19 protein-coding genes and 1 tRNA gene are annotated in these 21,748 nt (G+C 47.0%); 14 read left to right on the top strand and 6 right to left on the bottom strand.

Translation table 11 applies throughout. The features are described 5' to 3' along the window. The first annotated feature begins 182 nt into the window (after positions 1 to 182). Positions 183 to 2,006, top strand: coding sequence for an ATP-binding protein (locus D3H65_RS13985; RefSeq protein WP_162915624.1), 1,824 nt, complete (start codon positions 183 to 185; stop codon positions 2,004 to 2,006). A 291-nt stretch (positions 2,007 to 2,297) separates the two neighbouring features. Here the strand turns inward: D3H65_RS13985 and D3H65_RS33540 are convergent, their stop codons facing one another. Both D3H65_RS33540 and D3H65_RS13975 read right to left on the bottom strand, forming a co-directional pair. Beyond that, positions 2,298 to 2,456: a linear amide C-N hydrolase gene (locus D3H65_RS33540; protein WP_211345679.1), complete on the bottom strand. Its 159-nt coding sequence runs from the start codon at positions 2,454 to 2,456 to the stop codon at positions 2,298 to 2,300. Next, positions 2,449 to 2,934: a hypothetical protein gene (locus tag D3H65_RS13975; protein ID WP_119050904.1), complete on the bottom strand. Its 486-nt coding sequence runs from the start codon at positions 2,932 to 2,934 to the stop codon at positions 2,449 to 2,451. The genes D3H65_RS33540 and D3H65_RS13975 overlap by 8 nt, the downstream gene beginning before the upstream one ends. A 261-nt stretch (positions 2,935 to 3,195) precedes the next feature. On the opposite strand from D3H65_RS13975, the gene D3H65_RS13970 reads away from it, so the two are divergent. Both D3H65_RS13970 and D3H65_RS13965 read left to right on the top strand, forming a co-directional pair. Next, a tRNA-Lys gene (locus D3H65_RS13970) sits at positions 3,196 to 3,269 on the top strand. Between the two features lie 259 nt (positions 3,270 to 3,528). Further along, positions 3,529 to 4,098, top strand: a complete 570-nt coding sequence (locus D3H65_RS13965; RefSeq protein ID WP_119050903.1) for a dihydrofolate reductase family protein — start codon at positions 3,529 to 3,531, stop codon at positions 4,096 to 4,098. A gap of 11 nt (positions 4,099 to 4,109) precedes the next feature. Here the strand turns inward: D3H65_RS13965 and D3H65_RS13960 are convergent, their stop codons facing one another. Further along, positions 4,110 to 6,758, bottom strand: a complete 2,649-nt coding sequence (locus tag D3H65_RS13960) for an ABC transporter permease (protein ID WP_245999743.1) — start codon at positions 6,756 to 6,758, stop codon at positions 4,110 to 4,112. A gap of 1 nt (position 6,759) precedes the next feature. Then, positions 6,760 to 7,092, bottom strand: a complete 333-nt coding sequence (locus D3H65_RS13955; RefSeq protein WP_119050902.1) for a PadR family transcriptional regulator — start codon at positions 7,090 to 7,092, stop codon at positions 6,760 to 6,762. 99 nt (positions 7,093 to 7,191) lie between these two features. Here D3H65_RS13955 and D3H65_RS13950 point away from each other — a divergent pair, with 99 nt between their 5' ends. From D3H65_RS13950 to D3H65_RS13930, 5 genes are all read left to right on the top strand, one after another. Then, positions 7,192 to 7,497 (top strand): hypothetical protein, encoded by a 306-nt coding sequence (locus D3H65_RS13950; RefSeq protein ID WP_119050901.1) that lies wholly within the window; start codon positions 7,192 to 7,194, stop codon positions 7,495 to 7,497. Positions 7,498 to 7,720: 223 nt separating this feature from the next. Beyond that, positions 7,721 to 8,692, top strand: coding sequence for an aldo/keto reductase (locus tag D3H65_RS13945; RefSeq protein ID WP_119050900.1), 972 nt, complete (start codon positions 7,721 to 7,723; stop codon positions 8,690 to 8,692). A 40-nt stretch (positions 8,693 to 8,732) separates the two neighbouring features. After that, on the top strand, positions 8,733 to 9,545 hold the full coding sequence (locus D3H65_RS13940) for a helix-turn-helix domain-containing protein (RefSeq protein ID WP_119050899.1): 813 nt from the start codon (positions 8,733 to 8,735) through the stop codon (positions 9,543 to 9,545). An 84-nt stretch (positions 9,546 to 9,629) separates the two neighbouring features. Then, positions 9,630 to 10,532, top strand: coding sequence for an alpha/beta hydrolase (locus D3H65_RS13935; protein ID WP_211345678.1), 903 nt, complete (start codon positions 9,630 to 9,632; stop codon positions 10,530 to 10,532). A 51-nt stretch (positions 10,533 to 10,583) separates the two neighbouring features. Then, entirely contained in the window at positions 10,584 to 10,964 is a 381-nt protein-coding gene (locus tag D3H65_RS13930; RefSeq protein ID WP_119050897.1) for a hypothetical protein, read from the top strand. A gap of 150 nt (positions 10,965 to 11,114) precedes the next feature. Here D3H65_RS13930 and D3H65_RS13925 read toward each other — a convergent pair whose 3' ends face one another. Both D3H65_RS13925 and D3H65_RS13920 read right to left on the bottom strand, forming a co-directional pair. Beyond that, positions 11,115 to 12,569: an ATP-binding cassette domain-containing protein gene (locus D3H65_RS13925; protein WP_119050896.1), complete on the bottom strand. Its 1,455-nt coding sequence runs from the start codon at positions 12,567 to 12,569 to the stop codon at positions 11,115 to 11,117. A gap of 118 nt (positions 12,570 to 12,687) precedes the next feature. Further along, positions 12,688 to 13,011, bottom strand: a complete 324-nt coding sequence (locus D3H65_RS13920; RefSeq protein WP_245999742.1) for a carboxypeptidase-like regulatory domain-containing protein — start codon at positions 13,009 to 13,011, stop codon at positions 12,688 to 12,690. Positions 13,012 to 13,584: 573 nt separating this feature from the next. On the opposite strand from D3H65_RS13920, the gene D3H65_RS13910 reads away from it, so the two are divergent. From D3H65_RS13910 to D3H65_RS13885, 6 genes are all read left to right on the top strand, one after another. Beyond that, positions 13,585 to 13,971 (top strand): hypothetical protein, encoded by a 387-nt coding sequence (locus D3H65_RS13910; protein WP_119050894.1) that lies wholly within the window; start codon positions 13,585 to 13,587, stop codon positions 13,969 to 13,971. Positions 13,972 to 14,163: 192 nt separating this feature from the next. Next, entirely contained in the window at positions 14,164 to 16,320 is a 2,157-nt protein-coding gene (locus tag D3H65_RS13905; protein ID WP_119050893.1) for a M43 family zinc metalloprotease, read from the top strand. 442 nt (positions 16,321 to 16,762) lie between these two features. Continuing rightward, a complete protein-coding gene (locus D3H65_RS13900; protein ID WP_394341594.1) occupies positions 16,763 to 18,703 on the top strand; it encodes a DNA topoisomerase IV subunit B in 1,941 nt (646 codons plus the stop codon). A gap of 44 nt (positions 18,704 to 18,747) precedes the next feature. After that, positions 18,748 to 19,533 carry a class I SAM-dependent methyltransferase gene (locus D3H65_RS13895; RefSeq protein ID WP_119050892.1) on the top strand — a complete coding sequence of 262 codons (786 nt, stop codon included), beginning with the start codon at positions 18,748 to 18,750 and terminating at the stop codon, positions 19,531 to 19,533. Positions 19,534 to 19,545: 12 nt separating this feature from the next. Then, on the top strand, positions 19,546 to 20,382 hold the full coding sequence (locus D3H65_RS13890; protein WP_119050891.1) for a DUF1835 domain-containing protein: 837 nt from the start codon (positions 19,546 to 19,548) through the stop codon (positions 20,380 to 20,382). Positions 20,383 to 20,389: 7 nt separating this feature from the next. After that, positions 20,390 to 21,742 carry a serine hydrolase gene (locus D3H65_RS13885; RefSeq protein WP_119050890.1) on the top strand — a complete coding sequence of 451 codons (1,353 nt, stop codon included), beginning with the start codon at positions 20,390 to 20,392 and terminating at the stop codon, positions 21,740 to 21,742. The last annotated feature ends 6 nt before the right edge of the window (positions 21,743 to 21,748 follow it).

The following is a 21,748-nucleotide window of genomic DNA, read 5'->3' as shown; positions in this document are numbered from 1 at the left end:
TTTATAGCTATGTGAAACATGATATTACCCGCGGCAAACTTTTCCTGCAAAAAATGGTACCTGGCATTCCTGTGCCTGTTGCTGTACGTAACTGGCTATTCCCAGTCCTTGCAGGCTGTCCATGAACGATACCGTCCGCTGTCAGGGGAGCCAAAGAAGATACCTTTCTCATCAGGCAGCTGTTGAAGTACGGGAGCGATCTGATGGACTTTAATAATGATACCGCCCTGGTAGTATTGGAACGGGCTGCTAAATTGAGCCAGGCAAAAAATGACACCTATGGAAGAGGCAAAAGCGCGACCCTTATCGGCATTGTGTATGCAGACAAAGCAGACTTTCCCACCTCCAAAAGTTATTATGATCAGGCGGCCATTCATTTCTCGGCGCTAGGCAATTACCTCGAACTGGGCAAGGTCTTCAACAATACCGGTAACCTGTATTATTTCCAGGATAGATATGATGAGGCGATTATCTGGTATCTCAAAGCCGTCGATGTCTTCGAGAAAGCAGGGGCTCATCATTTGATGGCGCAAGTCAATGATGGGATCGGCAATACTTTCCAGGAGTTAGGCCAGCACGAAAAAAGCCTGCATTACCTCAGGAAAGCAGAAGCCATAGCCAGGCAGAATAAAGATACTTTAACGCTTGCGCGTGCCTTAAGTAATTTAAGTGTTACCTATAGCTCCATGAATAAACGCAAGGAGTCATTACTGCTGGCTTTGGAGGCATTGAAAATGGCCGATCATACCAATGACCAGGTGTTACCGTTTATGATCAGGTCCAATATTGCCGATACCTACATCGATTATAAACAATTCGATTCTGCTGCCTCGTACCTGCGGGAGGCGGAAAGGTTGGCACTCAAGGCCGGTACACCTTATTACCTGCTGCAGGTATATTTGTGCTACTCCAAGATCTATGAAAATACCAAAGAATACCTTAAAGCAAAGGATTACCTGTTTAAGAGTGTAGAGATCGCTGAACGGATTGGTAGTAAGGAAGGCCTGTTCAAAGCTTATGGCAAATTGCTGCAAGTGTATTCCGCCCTGGGTATGCATGAACAAAGCATGGGTGCTTTCAAAAAGTTTGTACTGTACAATGACAGCCTTGCCAATGAGAAAATGGCCAACCGCGTCAATGACCTCGAAACAAAGTACCGCACCCTGCAAAAGGATAAAGAGCTTTCAGATAAACAGCTGGCTATTGAGCATCAAAGATCAGCCTTGAAGAAGAAAGACATGTTCATTGTGTTTTCCATTATTTCCATGATCACCCTGCTGATCATCGGTGTGCTGATCTGGCTGGGCTTCCGGCAGAAACAAAAGCTGCAGTGGCTTATGATACGCAAGGAGCATGAATTGCTGGCCGTGAAAGCCATGATGGAAGGGGAGGAGCGCGAGCGCACGCGTATTGCCCGCAACCTGCATGATGGGGTAGGGAGCATCTTATCGGCCGCCAGGCTAAATATGGATTCCCTCGGCCGTCAGGTAGGGCAATTGCCGGCTATTCCTGCCTACCACGAATCACTTACCCTGCTAAAGGATGCTACCTCAGAGATCAGGGAGACTGCCCATAACCTCCTGCCCGTCATTTTGCATGAGCAAGGCCTGTATGATGCCGTTCAGGCGTTTTGCCTTAAGTTCAGTAACAACCATCAGCTGGGCATAGATTTTCAATCCTACGGGACGCCCGTGCGCTTTAATCACCATTTTGAATTGATGATATACAGGACCATACAGGAGCTCATTAACAATGTGGTCAGGCATGCCGAAGCCAGCCGGGCCCTGGTGCAGCTGGTGTTCAATACAGACATGATCACCATCACCGTAGAAGATAATGGAAAAGGGTTTGATCCTTCCGGCATCGGTCAATTGAGCGGACTGGGCATAAACAGTCTTCATGCACGCATGAAAGCTTTCCAGGGCAAGGTAGATATCGACTCCTCTCCACGCGGCACTTCCATCCATATTGAATTTAAGACCGATCCTTTGTTGTATGTGGCCTGACCTGTTGATCATCCAATGCCCCTGACGCTCCAATACGATACACTATCGGTCAACATTACTGGCTTAATCCCTGAATTTGAAAGGGGGACTTGTCTTAAAAGAGGCAACAGTATTGCCGGCATATACTTCCCCTTGTGACAAGCTCAGTTTCTTAACAGCAGCTTTTTCGGAAAAATCGACTTCCTTCAGGTTGATTCAAAATGTATTGGGCGTTAATACCGTTTCGAAATAATACACCAGGTTTTTCTGGTCTGATACCGACCTCCACCGCTTCCGTATAGAAGGAAGCCCTTACGGCGAGTTGGTCATTATCAGGGAGCTTTTGTCATGATGGACAACCAACTTGCCATGCACATATTCGAAAATAGCATTGTCGCCCGTGGCATCCGAAATAGAAAGATGGAGGCTACCCCCCAAACGGGAAATCTTGTCTATGCCTGTTCTATTCACACAGACTTAGCGTACTGGTACCTTTGGTGCTGAATTGTATCAGGCGCACTTTTTTTGCTTTGTTGTAATGTAATACCAGGGTGCCATAGGAGGTTTGGAAGGCATCCCAGGTATCGTCTTTCATGAGTGGATTTCCCAGGTACTTGAATAAGCTGCCACGGCTGGCACCGATAAGAGGCATACTTATCTTGCCTTTGAATTTTTCCCCGATCTCGATATAATCCCGTCCTGTGTAAAAGCTAATGTCCTTGTCTTTATAATAAATGGCTTCACCACATTTGGCGCTATCATTGGTAGCGCTGGTAAAGCAGGGGAATTTGTTTTTTAATTCGCCGATACCCACCGTGGCTTTGTAGCCATTTACTTTTCCTTCGAGAATATCTACATCGAATGCAGGGCAAAGAACTTTGGCTTTAAGCTGGGCCATGGACATAGTACTGAAGGCGAGGCACGCAAGAGCGAGACAAATGGTTTTCATAAATAGTTGATTTTAAGGGGTGAGGACTGCTATTGGGCAGCCTCATGGTTTCTATGCAAAATCCTTGCTAAAAATGCAGGGCAGGGGTGGGGATTGGTAAATAATGGGATGAATAGCGCTGGAGCAGGCTTTGTGGGGAATATTTTCAGGTAGAGACATTTTTTCAAAGAAGTTTGTTACATATCATCGGCTTTCCTTACTTTTGCAATCCCTTTTACGATTTGGTTTTGCAAAGGCAAAACAGGTATGTGTAAAGGAATAGACTCCCTAGCTCAGTTGGTTAGAGCTACTGACTCTTAATCAGTAGGTCCTGGGTTCGAGTCCCAGGGGGGTCACAAAATAAAACAGGTTCGCATTTGCGAGCCTGTTTTATTTTGTCGTATTCCCCAAATCGAATGGAGCCCTATTATCAACTGGAAGCATCAGGCTATGAATTTTCAGAGGTTCCTACTGCCGAAGATTTATCGAACCGCAGAGACTTGGTACTCTCCAAAATTTGATAGGCTAATCACACCCTTGTCTTGTCGCGAATGCACCGCATGAGGATTCCTGATCCCAACTAAATTTGGATAATAATTAATCAAATTAAACAAAATGAGAAAGATCAGGATCTTCGAACACATATCGCTTGACGGTGTAATCGAACACGACGGAGACTATACTTATGGCGCCTGGACAACACCCTATCGAAGCCCCGCAGGAGCGAAAATGCTCTTTGAAGCATACGGACCCAATTTCGACCTGCTCCTTGGCCGCCACACCTACGATATATTTAGTGGCTTTTGGCCCAATGCCGGAGATTTCCCCATGGCAAACGCTATAAACGCTGCAACCAAATACATTGTGACCCACAGGCCCGACAGCTTGGAATGGGGACCTGTAAAGGGCCTGGGTGGAGATATTATAGGAGCGATCCGCGATCTCAAATCAACAGACGGCCCCGATCTGATTGTCGTGGGAAGTTCGACCTTAACATCCTTGTTGCTCGACCAGGGACTGGCTGATGAGGTGGTACTCATTACCTATCCGGTTTTGCTTGGCCGTGGTAAACGCTTATTGTCAGACAATATTGATGCCCGGGAATTGGCTTTTGTTGATTCGAAGGCAACGCCCACCGGTTTGCTCATCAACACTTATAAGCACATTGGATCGCTAAAAAAATAATAGCAGTCAATTTATTCGCGCTTCAGGACCGTCACCGGATTATTTCTCGCTGCCTTCAGTGTCTGCGACCCGATCATGATCAGCGCGATCAACAAGACCGCCAGTAAGCCAATGAACAGCTCGGGGATCTGCATGGATGTATGATAAGGGAAATTGGGGAGCACAATGGTTTTGAAGAAAAAGTAGGTTGCCGGAAGAGCAATAAGCGCCGATACCGACAGTAGAAATAGAAAGCCACGGCTCAGCAAGTATATAAGGTTGCCGATACTGGCGCCCATAACCTTTCGTATGCCAATCTCCTTTAATCTTGTTTCGGTGGTAAATACTACCATGCCAAACAGTCCCATCGACGCAATAGAAATGGCCAAAAACGAAAGGAAGCCGATGATCTTGATCATGGTGGAAAATTCGCTGTAAGCATCTTCTATTGCCTGGTCATAGAACGCTGCCTCCAATGGATGGACACGATCGATCTTCTTCCATATCGACTCGATCTTTGCCAGCGTTGCCGGCATATCGGCGCTTTGAATTTTGGCGCTGATAATGGCCCTGTCTTCGGGTGTCCAGAACGTAAATGCTACCGGTCCGATGAGGTTCTCCACTGTACCATAATGAAAGTCTTTCATTACGCCAACGATCGTCATTTTACGTCCATTCATGATGATTTGCTCCCCGATAGCCTTCCCGGGGTTGCCAGTGCCTATATTGAATCGCTTTAAAACCTGTTCGTTGACGATCACTTCACCCGTTGCCTGGGCAGTGGTGGGGCGGGCAATAAAATTCCCGCCGGCAACAAGTTTATAATCATGCAGCGGCAAATAGTTTTCGTCAACGTGGTTAGTCATAACCAGCACAGAATCCCGTGAATCTTTGTATTTCATAGTGCTGCCCCAGGCGTTCCCAACGCCGGTGGTGATCAGCGACCGGGAGAGTGCAGTTACTTCCGGCAGCTCACCAAGTTCCTTGAGCAATACGTCCGGTTTGTTATCCTGCGTATTGATGTTCAGAATGTTTGCCGTGCTGAATCCCAGGTCAAATGTCAGTATGTTCTTATACTGAACATAGCCGATAGCAGTCGTTGTAATAAAGATCAGTGTAATGGTGTATTGGATCACCACCAGGGCGCGCCTGAGCGACAGGTGTTTGAACATTTTTACTGATGAAAGATTGCCCAACGCATGGATCGGTTTTACTTTCGAGAAGAAGATAGCGGGTACAAAGCCTGCAATAACACCTACTGCGACTGCAAAGACGATGAAAGCCGCAATCATAATTGGCGTGAGATCGAGCTTTACCAGGCGCTGCATCTCAGGCGCCATATTGATCAGCAACGGCCGCAATAGAAGAAACAGCAGGAATGAAAGAAGAAGAGCTGCCAGGGATATAATAACCGACTCTGCCAGGAATTGTAACCTCACCTGGCCCTTTCCGGCGCCGATAGTTTTCCGAAGACCTACCTCCTTAATGCGGCGCATAGCGCGCGCTATCGAAAGATTGGTATAGTTGAAACAGGCAGACAATATCACCACAAATGCCAGTCCCCCGAGTATCCATAGTACAACAGGGGGCATATGCGGCCCCATAAAGCCAGGGCCGCCTTCGGATTGACGGAGACTCTCTCCAACCACGATGTTGTATAGAGGAAGTAGTTCCAGTTGGATCTTAGTATTTTCTTCGGCTTGGTTTTCTTCCCTGGCAATAGCGTTAAGCTGCGATTGGATTGATGCCATGTCGGCATGTTCAGTGGGCAGGAGGTACACCGAGTTGGACCACATATTTGTCCATGCCCCAAAAGTCCTGTCGCTTTTATTGGCTTGTTCAACCGTTGACAAGGATACCAGCGCTTCGAAACTGATGTGCGAAAAGAAGGGGACATCCTTTATTATACCGGTCACCTGGTATGTCAGTGTATCGATCTGGATTGCCTTGCCGAGCGCAGGTTGGTTGCCAAACAGCTTCCTGGCTGCTGTCTCCGTGAGCACCACTGAATAAGGATCTTTCAGCGCCGTTTCCGGATTGCCTTCCGCCATCGGAAAGGTAAATACCCTGAACAGCGAAGGTTCTGCCCAGTATCCCTTGATGGGTAGAATATTATCGCCCACCTTCGCATCGCCCGAAAAGTTGTTGCGCATGGTAGTCACTGCTTCAATGCCCGTCACCTTCTCCCGGATAAGCTTTCCCGTCTTTATGGAGGTAGACGCAAACTTGCCGCTTTGCTCGTTGTTGGAGCTCATTATATTGGTGATGCGATAGATCCGGTCCCCATTTTTATGGAACCTGTCGTACGATCGCAGGTCAAGTAAAAAAGCGATCAGCAGTAACCCAACACACATACTGATGGCGAGGCCAAGGATATTGATGAAGGAGAATACCTTGTTGCGCATGATATTGCGCCCTGATGTTTTGACATAGCTTCCAATCATGATCTGTTTCATAAAAGGGTTGACAAATATGGGTCTTCGTACCGTATAACTTCTGAAGAACTTGAAGGCATCAATGATGTAGATAAGCTTTGCCCGGCGTGGCCCGATGGAGTGGACGTTCCGCTCAAAGCATTCGTTGAGGTCCCCCATAAGGTCTTCTACAAGCCCGGGCTTACAATACCATGCTACAAAGCGCTGCGCCCAGGAGGGTGGATGGTGTTGCCGTTGTTCCTTCATGCTATATTTTTTTCCAGGCAAGTGGCGGTATCCTGGCCCACAGCTGATCGCGCATCGCCTTTGCATTGACGAGTGCTGTCTTTCCTTGCATAGTGAGTTCATAGAACCTTTTGCGTTTACCGCCACGTGCCTTGGTTGCTTCGCCCAGCTCACTTTTCACAAGTCCTTTCTCTTCGAGACGGTTGAGCACCGCGTGCACTACGCCTAGTTTCACTAAGCGACCGGTATGGTCCGAGAGCTCGTCGCATATCGCTACGCTATACGCTTCATTCCCCAAAGCGGCAATGGTGAGTAACACCAGTTCTTCAAATTCTCCGAGGTTGGTCCCTTTCATTTTCGGTATTAATTACGTAAATGTATGTATTAAGGTTGTATTATACATACAAAAGGTGAATAATTAATTTAGTCAGGCATAATGTGCTAACTTTTACCGATGAAAGACGAAGTTATACATCATACCCCCGGTCTTTTCCAGTGGCCGCATTTTGACAAGATCATAAGCTCCTTTAAACCGCTGAAAGTTAACCGGAATAAATCCTATGAGATGCTGGATAGTGCGGGCAATCTAAATTTGGTCTCAGTGACCACATGGGCAAATCAGGAAACCTATGAGCATGCGGAAAAGTCCCTTAAAGAATATTACAAAAGCATACATTTTAATCCGATGACTTACAGGGAGAGATTAAAAATAACTGCTGAACACGGGTTTATTCCATACACGATTATTGACGAAAAATGAATAGAGCCTGACATGGCCAATCGTACCTCCGGGATAACAATCAAACAAATTCAAAGCCTTCAAGTCATCAGACCTGAAGGCTTTTTTAGTTCATCCGTTGTCTATTAAGATGGGACGGCGCATGTGTTGCTGAGCCGTCAAAGCAAGTAAATTGAGCTATAGGAGAAAGCTGCTGCCGTGGTTATGAGCTGATCTTTGTATTGTCAAACTATAAATAAATACCATGACAACAATATCAAAGATCGCTTTAGGCAATAATGGACCACTTGTGTCGAAGATCGGATTAGGCTGTATGCGCATGTCTGCTGTTTGGGGAGGCCAGGCAAACGATGAAAATGAAAGTATTGCTACTATTCAGATGGCCCTTGACAGCGGCATCAATTTTTTAAATACAGGAGATTTTTATGGCGCAGGGCATAATGAGCTACTGGTAGGCAAAGCTATCAAAGGCAGAAGGGACGATGCTTTTATCAGTGTCAAGTTTGGTGCGATCTTCTACAATGGTCAATGGCTGGGGTTGGACCTGCGCCCTGTAGCCATTAAGAACTTCATCAATTATTCCCTGGTTCGTTTAGGCATAGATACCATTGATCTGTATCAGCCTTGCAGGCTTGATGGCAGTGTTCCGGATGAAGAGGTGATTGGAACAGTGGCCGACCTCATCAAAGAAGGAAAAGTGCGTTACCTGGGCGTTTCTGAAATTACTACCGATCAACTGCGCAAAGCACATAGCATCCACCCCGTCACTGCTCTGGAAATTGGCTATTCATTGGCGGATCGCCAGATTGAAGCTGACCTGCTTCCTGCTGCAAAAGAACTGGGTATTGGCGTGGTGGCCTTTGCCAATACAGCCGAAGGGTTACTTACTGGAGAGATGAAGGTGCCGCTTCCTGCCAATAGCTACCATAATCACTTCTCCCGTTTTCAGGGCGACAACCTGGTAAAGAACCTGGAAAAGGTGGAGCTATTAAAGCAAATGGCAAAAGAAAAAGGATACACCCCTACGCAATTAGCGATTGCCTGGGTAAATGCACAAGGTGATCATATCATGCCATTGGTGAGCATGAGCCGGAGATCAAGGTTGCCGGAAAATATGCAGGCTATGGAAATCCGGTTCACACCCGAAGAAATGCATCGGCTTAACACTCATTTTGCACAAGGATCGATATTGGGAGGCACCTACCTGCAGCGGTAGGGGAGGCTTCACATAGCCGACTGTTTTATACCTTTATACCATGACAAATCCAACCGAGATAATCCCGGGTGTCCTCTTTTATTCCTATTACTCCTCCATGAGAAAGGAAAAGGTCGCATTCATGGAGCATAATACGCTGATATTGCAGGTGTCGGGCCGGTTTACACTGGTAACGGCCAACCAGACTGTGTCCATGGAGAGTGGTCAGATGTTGCTGGTGCAGAAAAATCAATTAGGAGAAATTACCAAGACCCCATTGGAAGGAGGGGACTATCAAACCATTGTCATCATGCTGAAAGAAGACCTGATCAGGAAGATCGCGCTGGAGGAGGGGATAGAGACAGGACAAAAATATACGGGTCCTTCCAATATACTGATTCCCGGAAACGATTTCCTGCATGCCTTCTTTCAGTCTGTACTTCCTTATGTCCGGCACCCGGAGCATAAGATAACCAATACCGTGGGTATGTTAAAGGTAAGAGAAGCTGTATACCTGCTCCTCAATACCATGCCCGAACTCAAGGCCATGTTGTTCGATTTTTCAGAACCCTATAAGATAGACCTGGAACAATTCATGCTGCTTAACTTTCATTACAATGTGCCTGTTGAAAAGTTTGCACGGCTCACCGGGAGAAGCCTCGCAGGATTCAAGCGTGAGTTTCAAAAAATATTCGGGATGGCGCCCCGGCAATGGTTACTGGAAAGGCGACTGGCGGAAGCCCGCCTGCTGATAGAAAAGAAGCATAAGAAGCCATCTGCCATTTACCTCGACCTGGGTTTTGAAAGCCTCTCTCATTTCTCCCATTCATTCAAAAAGAAATTCGGTAAGGCCCCCACTGAATGGGCAGTATAATAGTAGACCATATGAAATTGAGCATTTTGGCATATGCCCTTCCGGACAGGCAGAATAGTTTTGGGCCTCTTAAAATGCCGCAACTTGAAAAGTACCTTAATCACCCTGGTTTTAATGTCAGTAGGCTATTTTCTCTGTGCACAGGAAAAAGCGATCCCCTTGTACGGTAAGGATATTCCCAACTCCAAAAAAGCACCGGCAAGCTATGTGCAGTATACTGATACTTCGGGCCTCATCAGGAATGTGACTAATCCCAGCATCACTCCCTTTTTTCCAAAGAAAGGCACGGCTTCAGGCACGGCAGTTATTATCTGTCCGGGTGGTGGTTATGCCGTGCTGGCATCAGCCGAAAAAAGCGCGCTGGTAGCCAAAGCATTCAACCAGGCGGGCATAGCAGCCTTTGTACTCAACTATCGTTTGCCCAGCGATGAGATCATGGTCGATAAGACCATTGGTCCCTTACAGGATGCTCAAACTGCCCTGCTGCTCATTCGTAAAAGGGCTGCCGAATGGGGCCTCAACCCCCATAAAATAGGATTTGTAGGTATTTCCGCAGGTGGTCACCTGGCTACTACAGCTGCCACCCATTTCGATCAGCCGGTTATTGACAACAAAGAACAGATCGACCTGCGCCCCGATTTTATGGTGCTGGTGTATTCCGTCATTCTCTTTGACACCGCCATAGAAAGTGGCACCCGCGAAAACCTCATTGGTGCGGCAGCGCAACCTGCCCTCCTCAATCAGTTCAGCAATGAAAAACATGTGACCGCCAATACGCCGCCTGCCTTTTTAGTGCACGCTGCCGACGATGATGTGGTGCCAGTCAAAAACAGCCTGGTATTCTATAACGCCCTGCTGGCTGCCAACGTAAAGGCCAGCATGCACATTTTCCAGTCTGGCGGACATGGATTTGGTTTAGACAATCCCAACAACAAAGACAAATGGTTCGACTCCTGCAGAAATTGGTTGCGGGAGAACGGATTCTAAAAATATCCAGTATCTTTTGGTGGAATTCGCTCAATAGCGAATCGCCTGGGCGTGAAAATATTCCTGGAGATATTTCCCTTCAAAGCCAATGCAAAGAAAGGCATCGCCGCCACAGATATCCCTGCTGCGATCGATACCTGGCTGAAGAAGTTCAAACACCATTCCTGTATTGCCGGGCTGGGCATTGAGCTGGAGTATTTCGGGAAAGCGACAGACTCTGCAGCGGCCGTCTGGGATGCGCAGATGAAATCACACCGTCCTGCCTATCGTTTATTCCTTCGTCATTATAATCCCGATTATATGCCACCCGTATACCGGGGCAAGGGCGATCTCATCTTTATCAATGATGCATCGGAGGGTACCATTGAAGAGTTGAATAAAGGTTTTGCTGCCTGGGCCAACCATTTTTCCCCTACAGCTTGTGCCTTTTAGTTAGGCTATCCTGCCTTTAATAAAAGATACCAAACAGGAATTAGGTTATATATGGGTAACGGCACATCCGGAAAAACCTATCATCCCCATTGGGGTCTGACCAGGGGCGCCAGGCTGCCTGCACTCAAATAAGCTGGCGCCAATCGTTGATCACACGGTAATGGTGCCTTTGCCTTTCTCCAGCGCCAGGAATTTATTGACACAAGAAGGTATCTCTGCCCGGTAATGACTTACATATACCAGGGTGGTAGAGGATTGCGCGCAAATGGTATCCACCAGGTGACGGAATAGTTCGGTGTGCGCAGCATCCAGCCCCTGGCAGGGTTCATCCAGGATCAGCAGGGCTGGATTTTTGATCAGCGCCCTTGCCAGCAACGTGAGTCTTTGTTCGCCTGCTGATAACCTTGATAAGCCATGATGCGCTTTTTTATCCAGCTGCATAACCTTCATCCATTGATTGACCAGCTCTTCCTGCTCTGCATTCAGCGTGCGGAACAGGCCAATCGTATCAAATAAGCCGGAAGCAATGGCCTGAAAACAGGTGGCTGTATAATCAAAGTAAAGATGCATCTCAGGCGATACGTATCCTATCTTTTTCTTGATATCCCAAATGCTTTCCCCGCTGCCGCGTCGTTTGTCAAACAGGTATATCTCATTGGCATAGGCCTGTGGGTTATCGCCGGTAATGAGACTCAATAGGGTAGACTTGCCCGCCCCATTAGGACCTGAAACACTCCAATGTTCACCCCGCTTTACTTCCCAGTTTATATGGTGAAGAATATATTTTCCTTCGTATTGTATGGTTACATCTGCCATTCGGATGGCGGTCATAAAATCAGCTTCCGGCGCGCCGGCCAATGCCTGTAAGCCAGCGGTGATGGGTAGTGACAGCTTTTCAGGGGCGGGCGGCTGGTATTGTGCTGCGGGAACAGCCTGCGTCAGTACGCCTTTTTGTAAAGTAGCTACATGGGTAATGCAGGGCGGTAATTGATCGGGAGTGGTGATCAGTAATAGGGTGATACCTGAACTGCTGATCTTTTCAAGAATAGTATTGAGTATGGCCCGGCCGTTTACATCCAATCCAACAAAGGGATTGTCCAGCACCAGCAGTTTGGGTTCCTGTAATAAAGCAATGGTGAGTTGTAGCCTTTTATTCTCTCCGTTGGAAAGTTGTATCAATGGCTCTTCCAGCAGGCTGTCGATCTGCAGCATGGATATCCATTGCGTGGCTGTTGCCTGGTTGGCGGGTGTGATGTAGTTGGCCAGCTCCTGTGCTACGGTGGCTGTTTGTTCTGCATCGAAGGAGTTGAAGCGTTGCTGGTAATAGAAATCACTGCGGTTGGTAAGGTCTTTAAACCGGTGTTGTTGTTCTACCACTACAATAGACTGGTGAAATGTTTCCGGTGTATCGAAAGAGGCGCTGATATGGCCGCTGAAGAAATGCCTGCCGGCCAGGGTATGTGCCAGCACTGTTTTGCCGCTGCCCGATTGACCGGTGACGGCCCATTGCTGCCCTTTATAAATAGTTAGATTAATATTTTCTAAAACCTTTTGTGCGCCGAGCTGTACAGCTACCTGTTCCAATTGTAATAAAATATCCGCCATATATCCTTGCTTAAGATCTGCCGCAAAGATAGGGTATAAAAAAGCACACCACGGTCACAGGATATAACTCCTGTCCGTGGCGTGCTTTGAATGAGGATCAATGACTATAGTGTATAGACTATTGTTCCAGTTTGATTTCGCCTATATCTGTAGGTTGTCCGTCTACTACTGTTACACCATCTTTGGCTGCATTCTTATAAGGCGGTTTTGCCTCAATGATCACACGATAAGTACCAGCTTTTGCACCGGTAATTTCAAATGCGCCTTTATCGATAGTCGCTTTCAGCGTATCCGTGCCAGACAGGGCCCATGCACGTACACCGCCATCAGCGGGTGATACAGTACCTTTCACTGAACCTGTTTGAACAGCCTGGAAGGCGAATAATCCTGCAGTGGCGGCAACAATGCTCAATCCCACCAATCTTGACTTGATGCTTTTCATACAACGAAAAATTATAGGTTAATAAAAATGGTTACTAAATAAGACTAAATGATTCCTGCGGTTATATTGGTTTGTCGGAGTTACGATAGTGTAGACAAGTACTATGCCATAATCTTTTTCAATTGATAAAAAATAAATTAACAAGTCTTTTTCGGCTATAAGCCACGGTAGCCTCTTTCATGGCACGATTGTTTTAATAGCCGGCGATTTTTTGTTGTATAGTTGGTGAGCAAAAAAATCTACACTGGCTGATTGATAATTTATTTTTGTTAGCCTCCGTAGTTCATTGAATAGAAGTACATCAGCTCCAACGTATGCGTAAAGCATATGGTATAGGTAGACTGATACAGCGGGTGCTAAACCGTATTTCATTAAATACATTTTAATTTTTGGCGGGCCTGTTCCGGCATTCGGATACGGGTATTCATAGTCCAGCTGATCCGCGTACTCCACCTGATCCGCATATTCCGCGATATAACATTCCCTTAAACCTTCGGTCATATGGAGGTAATATAACAGTTGCAACTTTGCGGCGACAAAAACAAAACAAGTTCGTAAACCAATTTTCAGACTATGAAAAGTATATGCCTTATCATCGTTTCCACTTTGTTATTGATCTCCTCTGTAAGTGCCACCGGTGGCTGTACTTCAACAGAACCTGTTGAAAAGCCAAGCCTGGAAGTAGTATACCTGGGTGTGGAAGGTGAATTTCTCCTCTTTACCGTGAAAGCTGAGAAAGTGATCCCCAAAACAGTGTTTTCCATTCGCAACGAAGCAGGGGATGATATCTATCGTGAGTATCATAATGAGATCAGCAGTATTCGCCGCATCCGTATCCCGCGGGCTGCAGGCCATACCATCCGCTTTATATTGGGCAATAGAAAACAACAATGCAGCAAAACATTTACCATTGATACCAATATCGTGGAAACCGTCCAGGTCAAGGAAATAGGCCAGTAACCTTTTACCGATGTATTTTGCCGCCTCACCGTTATTTATACGGTGAGGTTTTTTTATTTCAGTAATTTGGGGGTAGAAACTGGTGCCTTAAAAAGGCAGGTTGGCAGATAAAATACCTCAATCCCTCTATTTTACGCCCCGGCAACCAACAGTTTTGAATCAACATACGTAGTCATAATAAACATTTACAGCATGTTGGCCGCCAACCGATCCTTACTGCCTACCGTATTTTTATTGCTGGTTTATTGTACCGGCATTGCCCAGCAAAAGCAAAACGTTGACCGTTGCGCAACGGTAGAGCTGCTTCAAAATAACTTAGAACGCAATCCCGCTTTAAAAGTCAATTTTGAACGATCAGTCCAGGAAATGCGCCAGGCGGCAGCTTTGCGCCTCACCCAGCCTCAGACGGCCCTGAAAGAAGAGGCCGAGCCCGTTTATGTACCCATCGTATTTCATATTGTATTGCAAAATCCCAACCTGGTATCAGATGCCCAGATACAGGCACAGCTCGATACCCTCAATATTGACTTTGCCGGGCTGAATTCAGATTCTACCAAAATACCGGCCGCTTTCAAGCCCCTGTTTGGAAAAGCAAAGATCCAGTTCAAAATGGCCCAGCGCACGCCAAACGATGAGCCTACTACCGGCATCAACCGGTATGTAACCACCCGTGCTTCTTATGCTTATACCGATAATACCCTTAAATATGCCTCCTCCGGAGGTGCAGATGCCTGGGACCCTGCCCGCTATCTCAATATATGGGTTACCAATATCTCTGGCGGCATTCTGGGTTATGCCACTTTTCCCCAGGGAAGCGTAGCGGCCGAGCAAGGCGTGGTGGTATTGTACAGCAGTCTTCCGGGCGGCAGCGCTGCTCCTTATAATAAGGGCCGCACCCTTACCCATGAAACCGGTCACTACTTTTTCCTCTACCATATCTGGGGCGATGACGGCGGCGCCTGTTCCGGCTCAGATGATGTGAATGATACGCCCAACCAGACAGATAAGACGGGCGGTTGCCCCAGTGGCGTGGTGACCGACGCCTGTTCTCCGGTTGCTCCGGGCATTATGTACCAGAATTATATGGATTATACGGATGATGCCTGCATGGTGATGTTTACACGGCAGCAGGCCACCCGCATGGAAAGTGCTGTTGCCACCTACCGGGCTTCACTCCTTACTTCCAACGGCGCCGACCCCGTAGTGCTCAAAAATGTCAATGCTGCTCTGCGCAGCATCAACGCACCTGTTTCCCGTATTTGTAATGCCTCTTTTGCGCCGTCCATTACTTTGCGTAACCTCGGGTTGCAGACCCTCACCTCTGCTAATATTTATGCTGCTATAGATGGCGGCGTGCCCGTGCGCACCCAATGGACCGGCTCACTGGCCAGCCGCGCCACTATGAATGTGACCCTCAATAACCTTACTGCTGTGGCCGGCAAGCACACCCTTAAAATATATGTGGCCGATCCCAACGGTACCGTGGATGGCGAGCTTACCAACGATACGCTGGCAACTTCTTTTGAATATTATCCCCCGGTCGATCCACCCCTTACCGAGGGTTTTGAAGGCAGCACCTATCCTCCGCAAGGCTGGGATATACTGAACCCCGATAGCTACCTGACCTGGGAAAGAGTAACCGGCGTGGCCAAAACCGGCAATGCTTCCGTAGTGATGCGTAACCTGCAGTATGAACAGAATGGCCCTAAAGATTACCTGCGCCTGCCGCTGGTAAATATTGGTACCGCCGATTCTGCGTTCCTTACCTTCCAGGTAGCGGCGGCTGTACAAACCGATCCTTCCACTCCCGGCAATGTATGGGATACCTTGCAGGTGCTGGTCAGTACCGATTGTGGTAATACCTATACCAGTCTCTATAAAAAATGGGGCAATTCACTCATTACCCGCAAAACCGCTACCACCCAATCCTTTGTGCCTGCCTCTACAGAATGGCGCAAAGATTCTGTGGACCTTACAGGCTATGTAGGCGCCGGTCCCATTATGCTGGCATTTTTGAATAGTTCGGAATATGAGAACAATATCTACCTCGATGATATCAATGTCTATAAAGTTTCCATCAATCCCAACCTGAGGGCCAAAGGGGTGCTGGTAACTCCCAATCCCACCAGCGGGGCCATAAGCGTTCAATTTTACCCCAATCCAACCAACCTGAAGGGGATAGCTATTTACAACGTAGCTGGCCAGAAAGTAGTCGAAAGGCTCGTAGGTAATAACAACGCTACCACCCGGTATGATTTTGACCTGAGCGCCTTTGCCAATGGCCTGTATTCCGTGCGGGTGGTATTCACCGACCGGACAGTAGTGCAGAAAGTGATCAAAAACAAGTAATCGGTTATTTGTGTAGAATAAAAACCAGCCCGGTCGTCCTTTGGAGGAACCGGGTTTTTTATTGACCTGACCGGGAGAATTAATCTCGCTGAATTAAGCTGTCACAGGGAGCTTGCCAAAGCGGCTCCGGACCGGAATGGGTCGATTCTATTGTAATTAGTTCATCATCAACCTCTTTTTTCCACAAATCGTTAATATTTCCGGGAAACACCTTGTGATGCGCTTTTGCTATATTTGCCCGTTCCGGAAAAGGGGCAGGCTCCGGCCTGCTCAAAAAATGAACCGGTTACCTGTTGTTTTTTCTGGTATTTAGTAGTTTATTGCCTGGAAGATCAAGCCTCCGGCTTACTTTTACCAGGAATTGGGCCACGCCAATAACGGGCGCTAAATCTGTTGATAACCAATATTGTATAGAGAACCTTAGATTGATAACATTAAAAAAATGATCCCCCTTCACCTGGCGGGGAGAATGGATATGGCAAAAGAAAAAGACAGCAACCTGTTTGATTACAATGAAGAATCGATACGTAGTCTTGACTGGCGGGAGCATATCCGCCTGCGCCCTGGTATGTATATCGGAAAACTGGGCGATGGCAGTAGTCCCGACGACGGTATCTACGTATTAATAAAAGAAGTGATTGATAACTGTATTGATGAGCATACCATGGGTTATGGTAAGCACGTCGACATTACCATTGAAGGTAAAACCGTTACCATACGCGACTATGGCCGCGGCATTCCTCTTGGTAAGGTGGTGGATGTGGTGAGCAAGATCAATACAGGCGCTAAATATGACAGCAAGGCTTTCCAGAAAAGCGTGGGCTTGAACGGAGTAGGTACCAAGGCCGTCAATGCCTTAAGTACCTATTTCAAAGTAACCGCCTACCGGGAGGGCAAAGAAAAGACCGCTGAATTTGAACGGGGCGTATTGACCAAAGAACACAAGGAAACCAAATCTTCCGAAGAGAATGGTACCAGGGTGGAGTTCATACCCGATGATACCGTATTCAAGAACTTTCATTACATCCATGAGTACCTCGACGGCCAGTTGTGGAATTACTGTTACCTCAATGCCGGACTGGTCATTAACCTCAATGGCAAGAAATATGTGAGTAAGAATGGTTTGCTCGACCTGTTGCAGCGAAAAACCAATGAAGATGAATTGCGCTATCCCGTTATCCACCTCAAGGGAGAAGATATCGAAGTAGCCATTACCCACGAGAACCAATACGGGGAAGAGTATTATTCATTTGTAAACGGGCAATACACTACCCAGGGAGGTACCCACCTGGCCGCCTTCCGGGAAGGATATGTCAAGACCATCCGCGATTTTTATAAGAAGGATTATGATGCGGCCGATATCCGTGCCAGCATCTGTGCGGCGGTATCTGTACGTGTGCAGGAGCCGGTGTTTGAGAGCCAGACAAAAACGAAACTGGGCTCACAGGTAGTATATGATGGCGGACCTACCATGCGGAACTTTGTAGCCGACTTCCTTTCCAAGGAACTGGACAATTTTCTGCACCGGAATCCTACTACAGCCGAATCATTAAAGAAGCGTATTGAGCAAAGTGAGCGGGAGCGCAAAGAGCTGGCAGGTATCAAGAAACTGGCCAATGAGCGTGCCAAGAAAGCCAATATGCACAACCGCAAGCTGCGTGATTGCCGCTTTCACCTCAATGATGAAGCTACCGGTAAGGACAAAGACAACATCATAGAAAAGCAAAAGGAAAGTACCATTTTCATTACCGAAGGTGACTCGGCCAGTGGCTCTATCACCAAGGCCCGCCAGGTAGAAACGCAGGCGGTATTCAGCTTGCGTGGTAAGCCACTCAACTGTTTTGGGCTTACCAAAAAAGTGGTGTATGAGAATGAGGAGTTCAACCTCTTGCAGCATGCCCTTAATATTGAAGAAGGATACGAGGGATTGCGTTATAACAATATTGTAATAGCTACCGATGCTGATGTGGATGGTATGCACATCCGGTTATTGCTCATGACCTTCTTTCTCCAGTTCTTCCCCGACCTGGTAAAGAACCAGCACGTATACATCCTGGAAACGCCGCTGTTCCGTGTACGCAACAAACAGGAAACCATTTATTGCTACGATGAGGGTGAAAAGCAAGCCGCTATCAAGAAACTGGGCGGTAAGCCAGAGATCACCCGCTTTAAAGGATTGGGTGAGATCTCGCCCGATGAGTTTGCACGCTTTATTGGCCCGGAAATGCGCAAAGAGCCAGTTATTATTGAGCATGGCGAGCACATTCAGCAGCTGCTGGAATACTATATGGGTAAGAACACCCAGGAACGCCAGGAGTTTATCATCGACAACCTGAAAGTAGAGCTGGACCTGGTAGAGGAGGAAGAAGAAAAGAAAGCGTAATGATGAACAGGAGTTGACATTAATCAGAAGCATTTGCCCTATCTATGTTTGAATTTCATGCCGACCGGAAACGATATTTCGATATCCAGCGCGATAATGCTGAGCGTTTTGTCATACCCTTTATAGAGGAGCGGTTTCCGATCAAACCGGGACAGCGGGTATTGGAAATCGGCTGTGGCGAAGCAGGCGTACTGTTGGCTTTCCTGGAAAAAGGTTGCACGGGCGTAGGGGTAGAGCTTGATTCTCCACGTCTGGTAAATGCAGCAGCATGGACCAAAGAATACCTCGATGCAGGCAAGGTAATATACATCGACAAAGACATTTATAAGGTAGATGTAGAAAGGGAGCTGGGCGGAAAGTTTGACATCATCATCCTGAAAGATGTTATTGAGCATATTCACGATCAGCCAAAGCTGATAGCCGAAATGAAACGCCTGTTGAATCCTTCCGGTTGCATCTTCTTTGGATTCCCTCCCTGGAAAATGCCATTTGGAGGTCACCAGCAGATGTGCAAAGGAAAATGGCTGAGCAAATTGCCCTGGTACCACCTGTTACCGCGTAGCCTGTACAGCTATATTTTAAAGCGCAATGGAGAGCCGGTAGAGGCTCTGCTGGAAATAAGGGATACCCGTATCTCTATCGAAAAGTTTGAAAGAATTGCTAAAAAGACCGGGTATAAGATAAGTTTAAGCAGACATTACCTGATCAATCCGATCTATGAATATAAATTTGGATGGAAGGCCCGCAAACAGTTGGGGGTTATCAGGCATATTCCCTGGCTGCGCAATTTTGTAACGACCTGTGTATACTATCTCATTACACCTGAATAGAAAAATCTTGCAATGATCCATATAGTTTTTAACGAAGCTGATGTAGATGTTCTGAAAAAAGCCATTGAGCTGGATGAAACCATGCAGGGCGATGTGGTGCAGATAAAAGACGATTATGCAGTGGGCCCGCTCATGGGCATTTATACCACCGAAGGCATGGAAGCCCGCAAGCAATGGTGGCGTGATGTACTGGCCGGTGGGGATTATGATGGCAGGGTAGAAACGGGCCAGATAGATGATAATGCAGTAGTGATCGATTTAATAGAAAGGTTAAAAAATGAGCCCACTGAACTGGTATGGATATGGGCTGCCCAGAATAAACATGATGTGAGTGGTTATTACTGGCTTATGAGCCAGTTGAAAGATTTTCAGGGAAGGTTGTATATCCTGTACCTGAATAACCTGCCTTTTATCAATGAGAAAGGATTAATCTTTTATCCTGAATGGCTGCATGTAATTCCACCGAAAGAATTCCTGAAAGCCAAAAAGCTGGCCCGTCCCATTACACTTAGTGAATTTGAGGTTGACCCGGATGAATGGGCCAAACTGCAACAGGAAGATAAAGGTGTGCGCCTCCTGGAAGGAGGTAAAAAACTGGTGCAGCAGGGATATGATTATTATGATGCCGACCTGAAAAAATACATCACCGGCGACTGGCAGAAAGCGTCGAAGATCATTCACCAGTTCCTGAGTAAGAATAAGCAAACCACGGGCGATGCCTACATGCTGTGGCGACTGAAAGTAATGCTGGCAGCCGGTGAATTTGATGTACAGGGTGAAGTGAAGAACATGAAGGAGTTTGAAGTGAAGAACAAGGTGGCACAGGGAGCAGAAACAACCAACGCCTAAGCATATCATGAGACAGAAACTATGGCTGATCGTTGTGGTCATACTGCAGCTTGCCTGCAGCAGCCATACAGCCTCCGCCCAAACCGATGCCGACAGGATCAATGAACTGGTCACTGCCTATGTCCGCCAATACAAGTTCAACGGAACAGTACTGGTCGTTAATAAAGGACAGGTAGTATTCAGTAAAGGGTTTGGCTTTAAAAGCGTAAAGGACAGCACCTGGAATGATGTGAATACCATATACCAGCTGGGTTCTGTCACCAAACAATTTACAGCTGCCGTTATCCTGCAGTTGCAGGAGCAGAAGAAATTGTCGGTGCAGGATAAACTGGGCAAATACTTTCCGGAACTGCCGGGCGCTGATACGATCACCATTGAACACCTGTTGACACATACATCAGGTATATTCAATTATACCAACGATGGTACCTTCATGGCCACCGAGGCTGTTAAATCAGCCACACCGGAAAAGATCATTGCCTTGTTTAAGGACAGGCAGTTGGATTTCCGGCCGGGTACCAAATGGAGCTATAGCAACTCTGGCTATATGTTGCTGGGCTATATCATTGAAAAAGTAATGGGCCAGCCTTATGAACAGGCAGTACGGGAGCGTATCTTCAAACCATTGGGCATGACGCACAGTGGATTTGATTTTACCCACCTGACCAACATAAATAAGGCCACCGGTTATACGGTCTATAAGGAAAAGATGAAAGTGCAGGCAGGTATTGTGGATTCTTCTGTTTCTTTTGCAGCAGGCGCCATCTATTCTACCGTAAATGACCTGTGGGAATGGCACAAGGGGTTGCTGAAAAACACAGTGCTGAAAGCAGCCTCCCTGGAAAAAGCCTACACCCCTTATATGAATAAGTATGGCTATGGCTGGACAATAGATACCGTGTTTGGAAAAAAGATCATGCAGCATGGCGGCGGTATTTTTGGTTTCAATACCAATTTTGCCCGTATACCGGCCGATGACCTTTGTGTGGTGCTGCTATCCAATATGAATACCGGCGCATTGGGAGCCATCAACGAAAGTATACTGGCCATCCTGTACAATCGCCCTTATGAGGTGCCTAAAGAAAAAGTGGCTATTAAAGTAGATGCCGCCGTTTTGCAGCAATATGCAGGCGAATATGAGCTGAAACCGGGTCTCACGCTTACTGTACGGGTGGAGAATGGTGCTTTGAAAGGATTGGTCACCGGACAACCTGAATTTGACATGTACGCCGAAACAGAAAACAAGTTCTTTTTAAAAGTGGTGGATGCCACTTGCGAGTTTGTAAAGGATGCCGATGGAAAAGTAAATTCCATCACCTGGAAACAGGGCGCTACCATCCAGGCAAAGCGAATTAAATAACAATGA

Source organism: Paraflavitalea soli (genome assembly GCF_003555545.1).
Classification (GTDB): Bacteria; Bacteroidota; Bacteroidia; order Chitinophagales; family Chitinophagaceae; genus Paraflavitalea; species Paraflavitalea soli.
The sequence above is the reverse complement of the archived record's forward strand: the minus strand, read 5'-3'. Positions and strand labels throughout refer to the sequence as shown.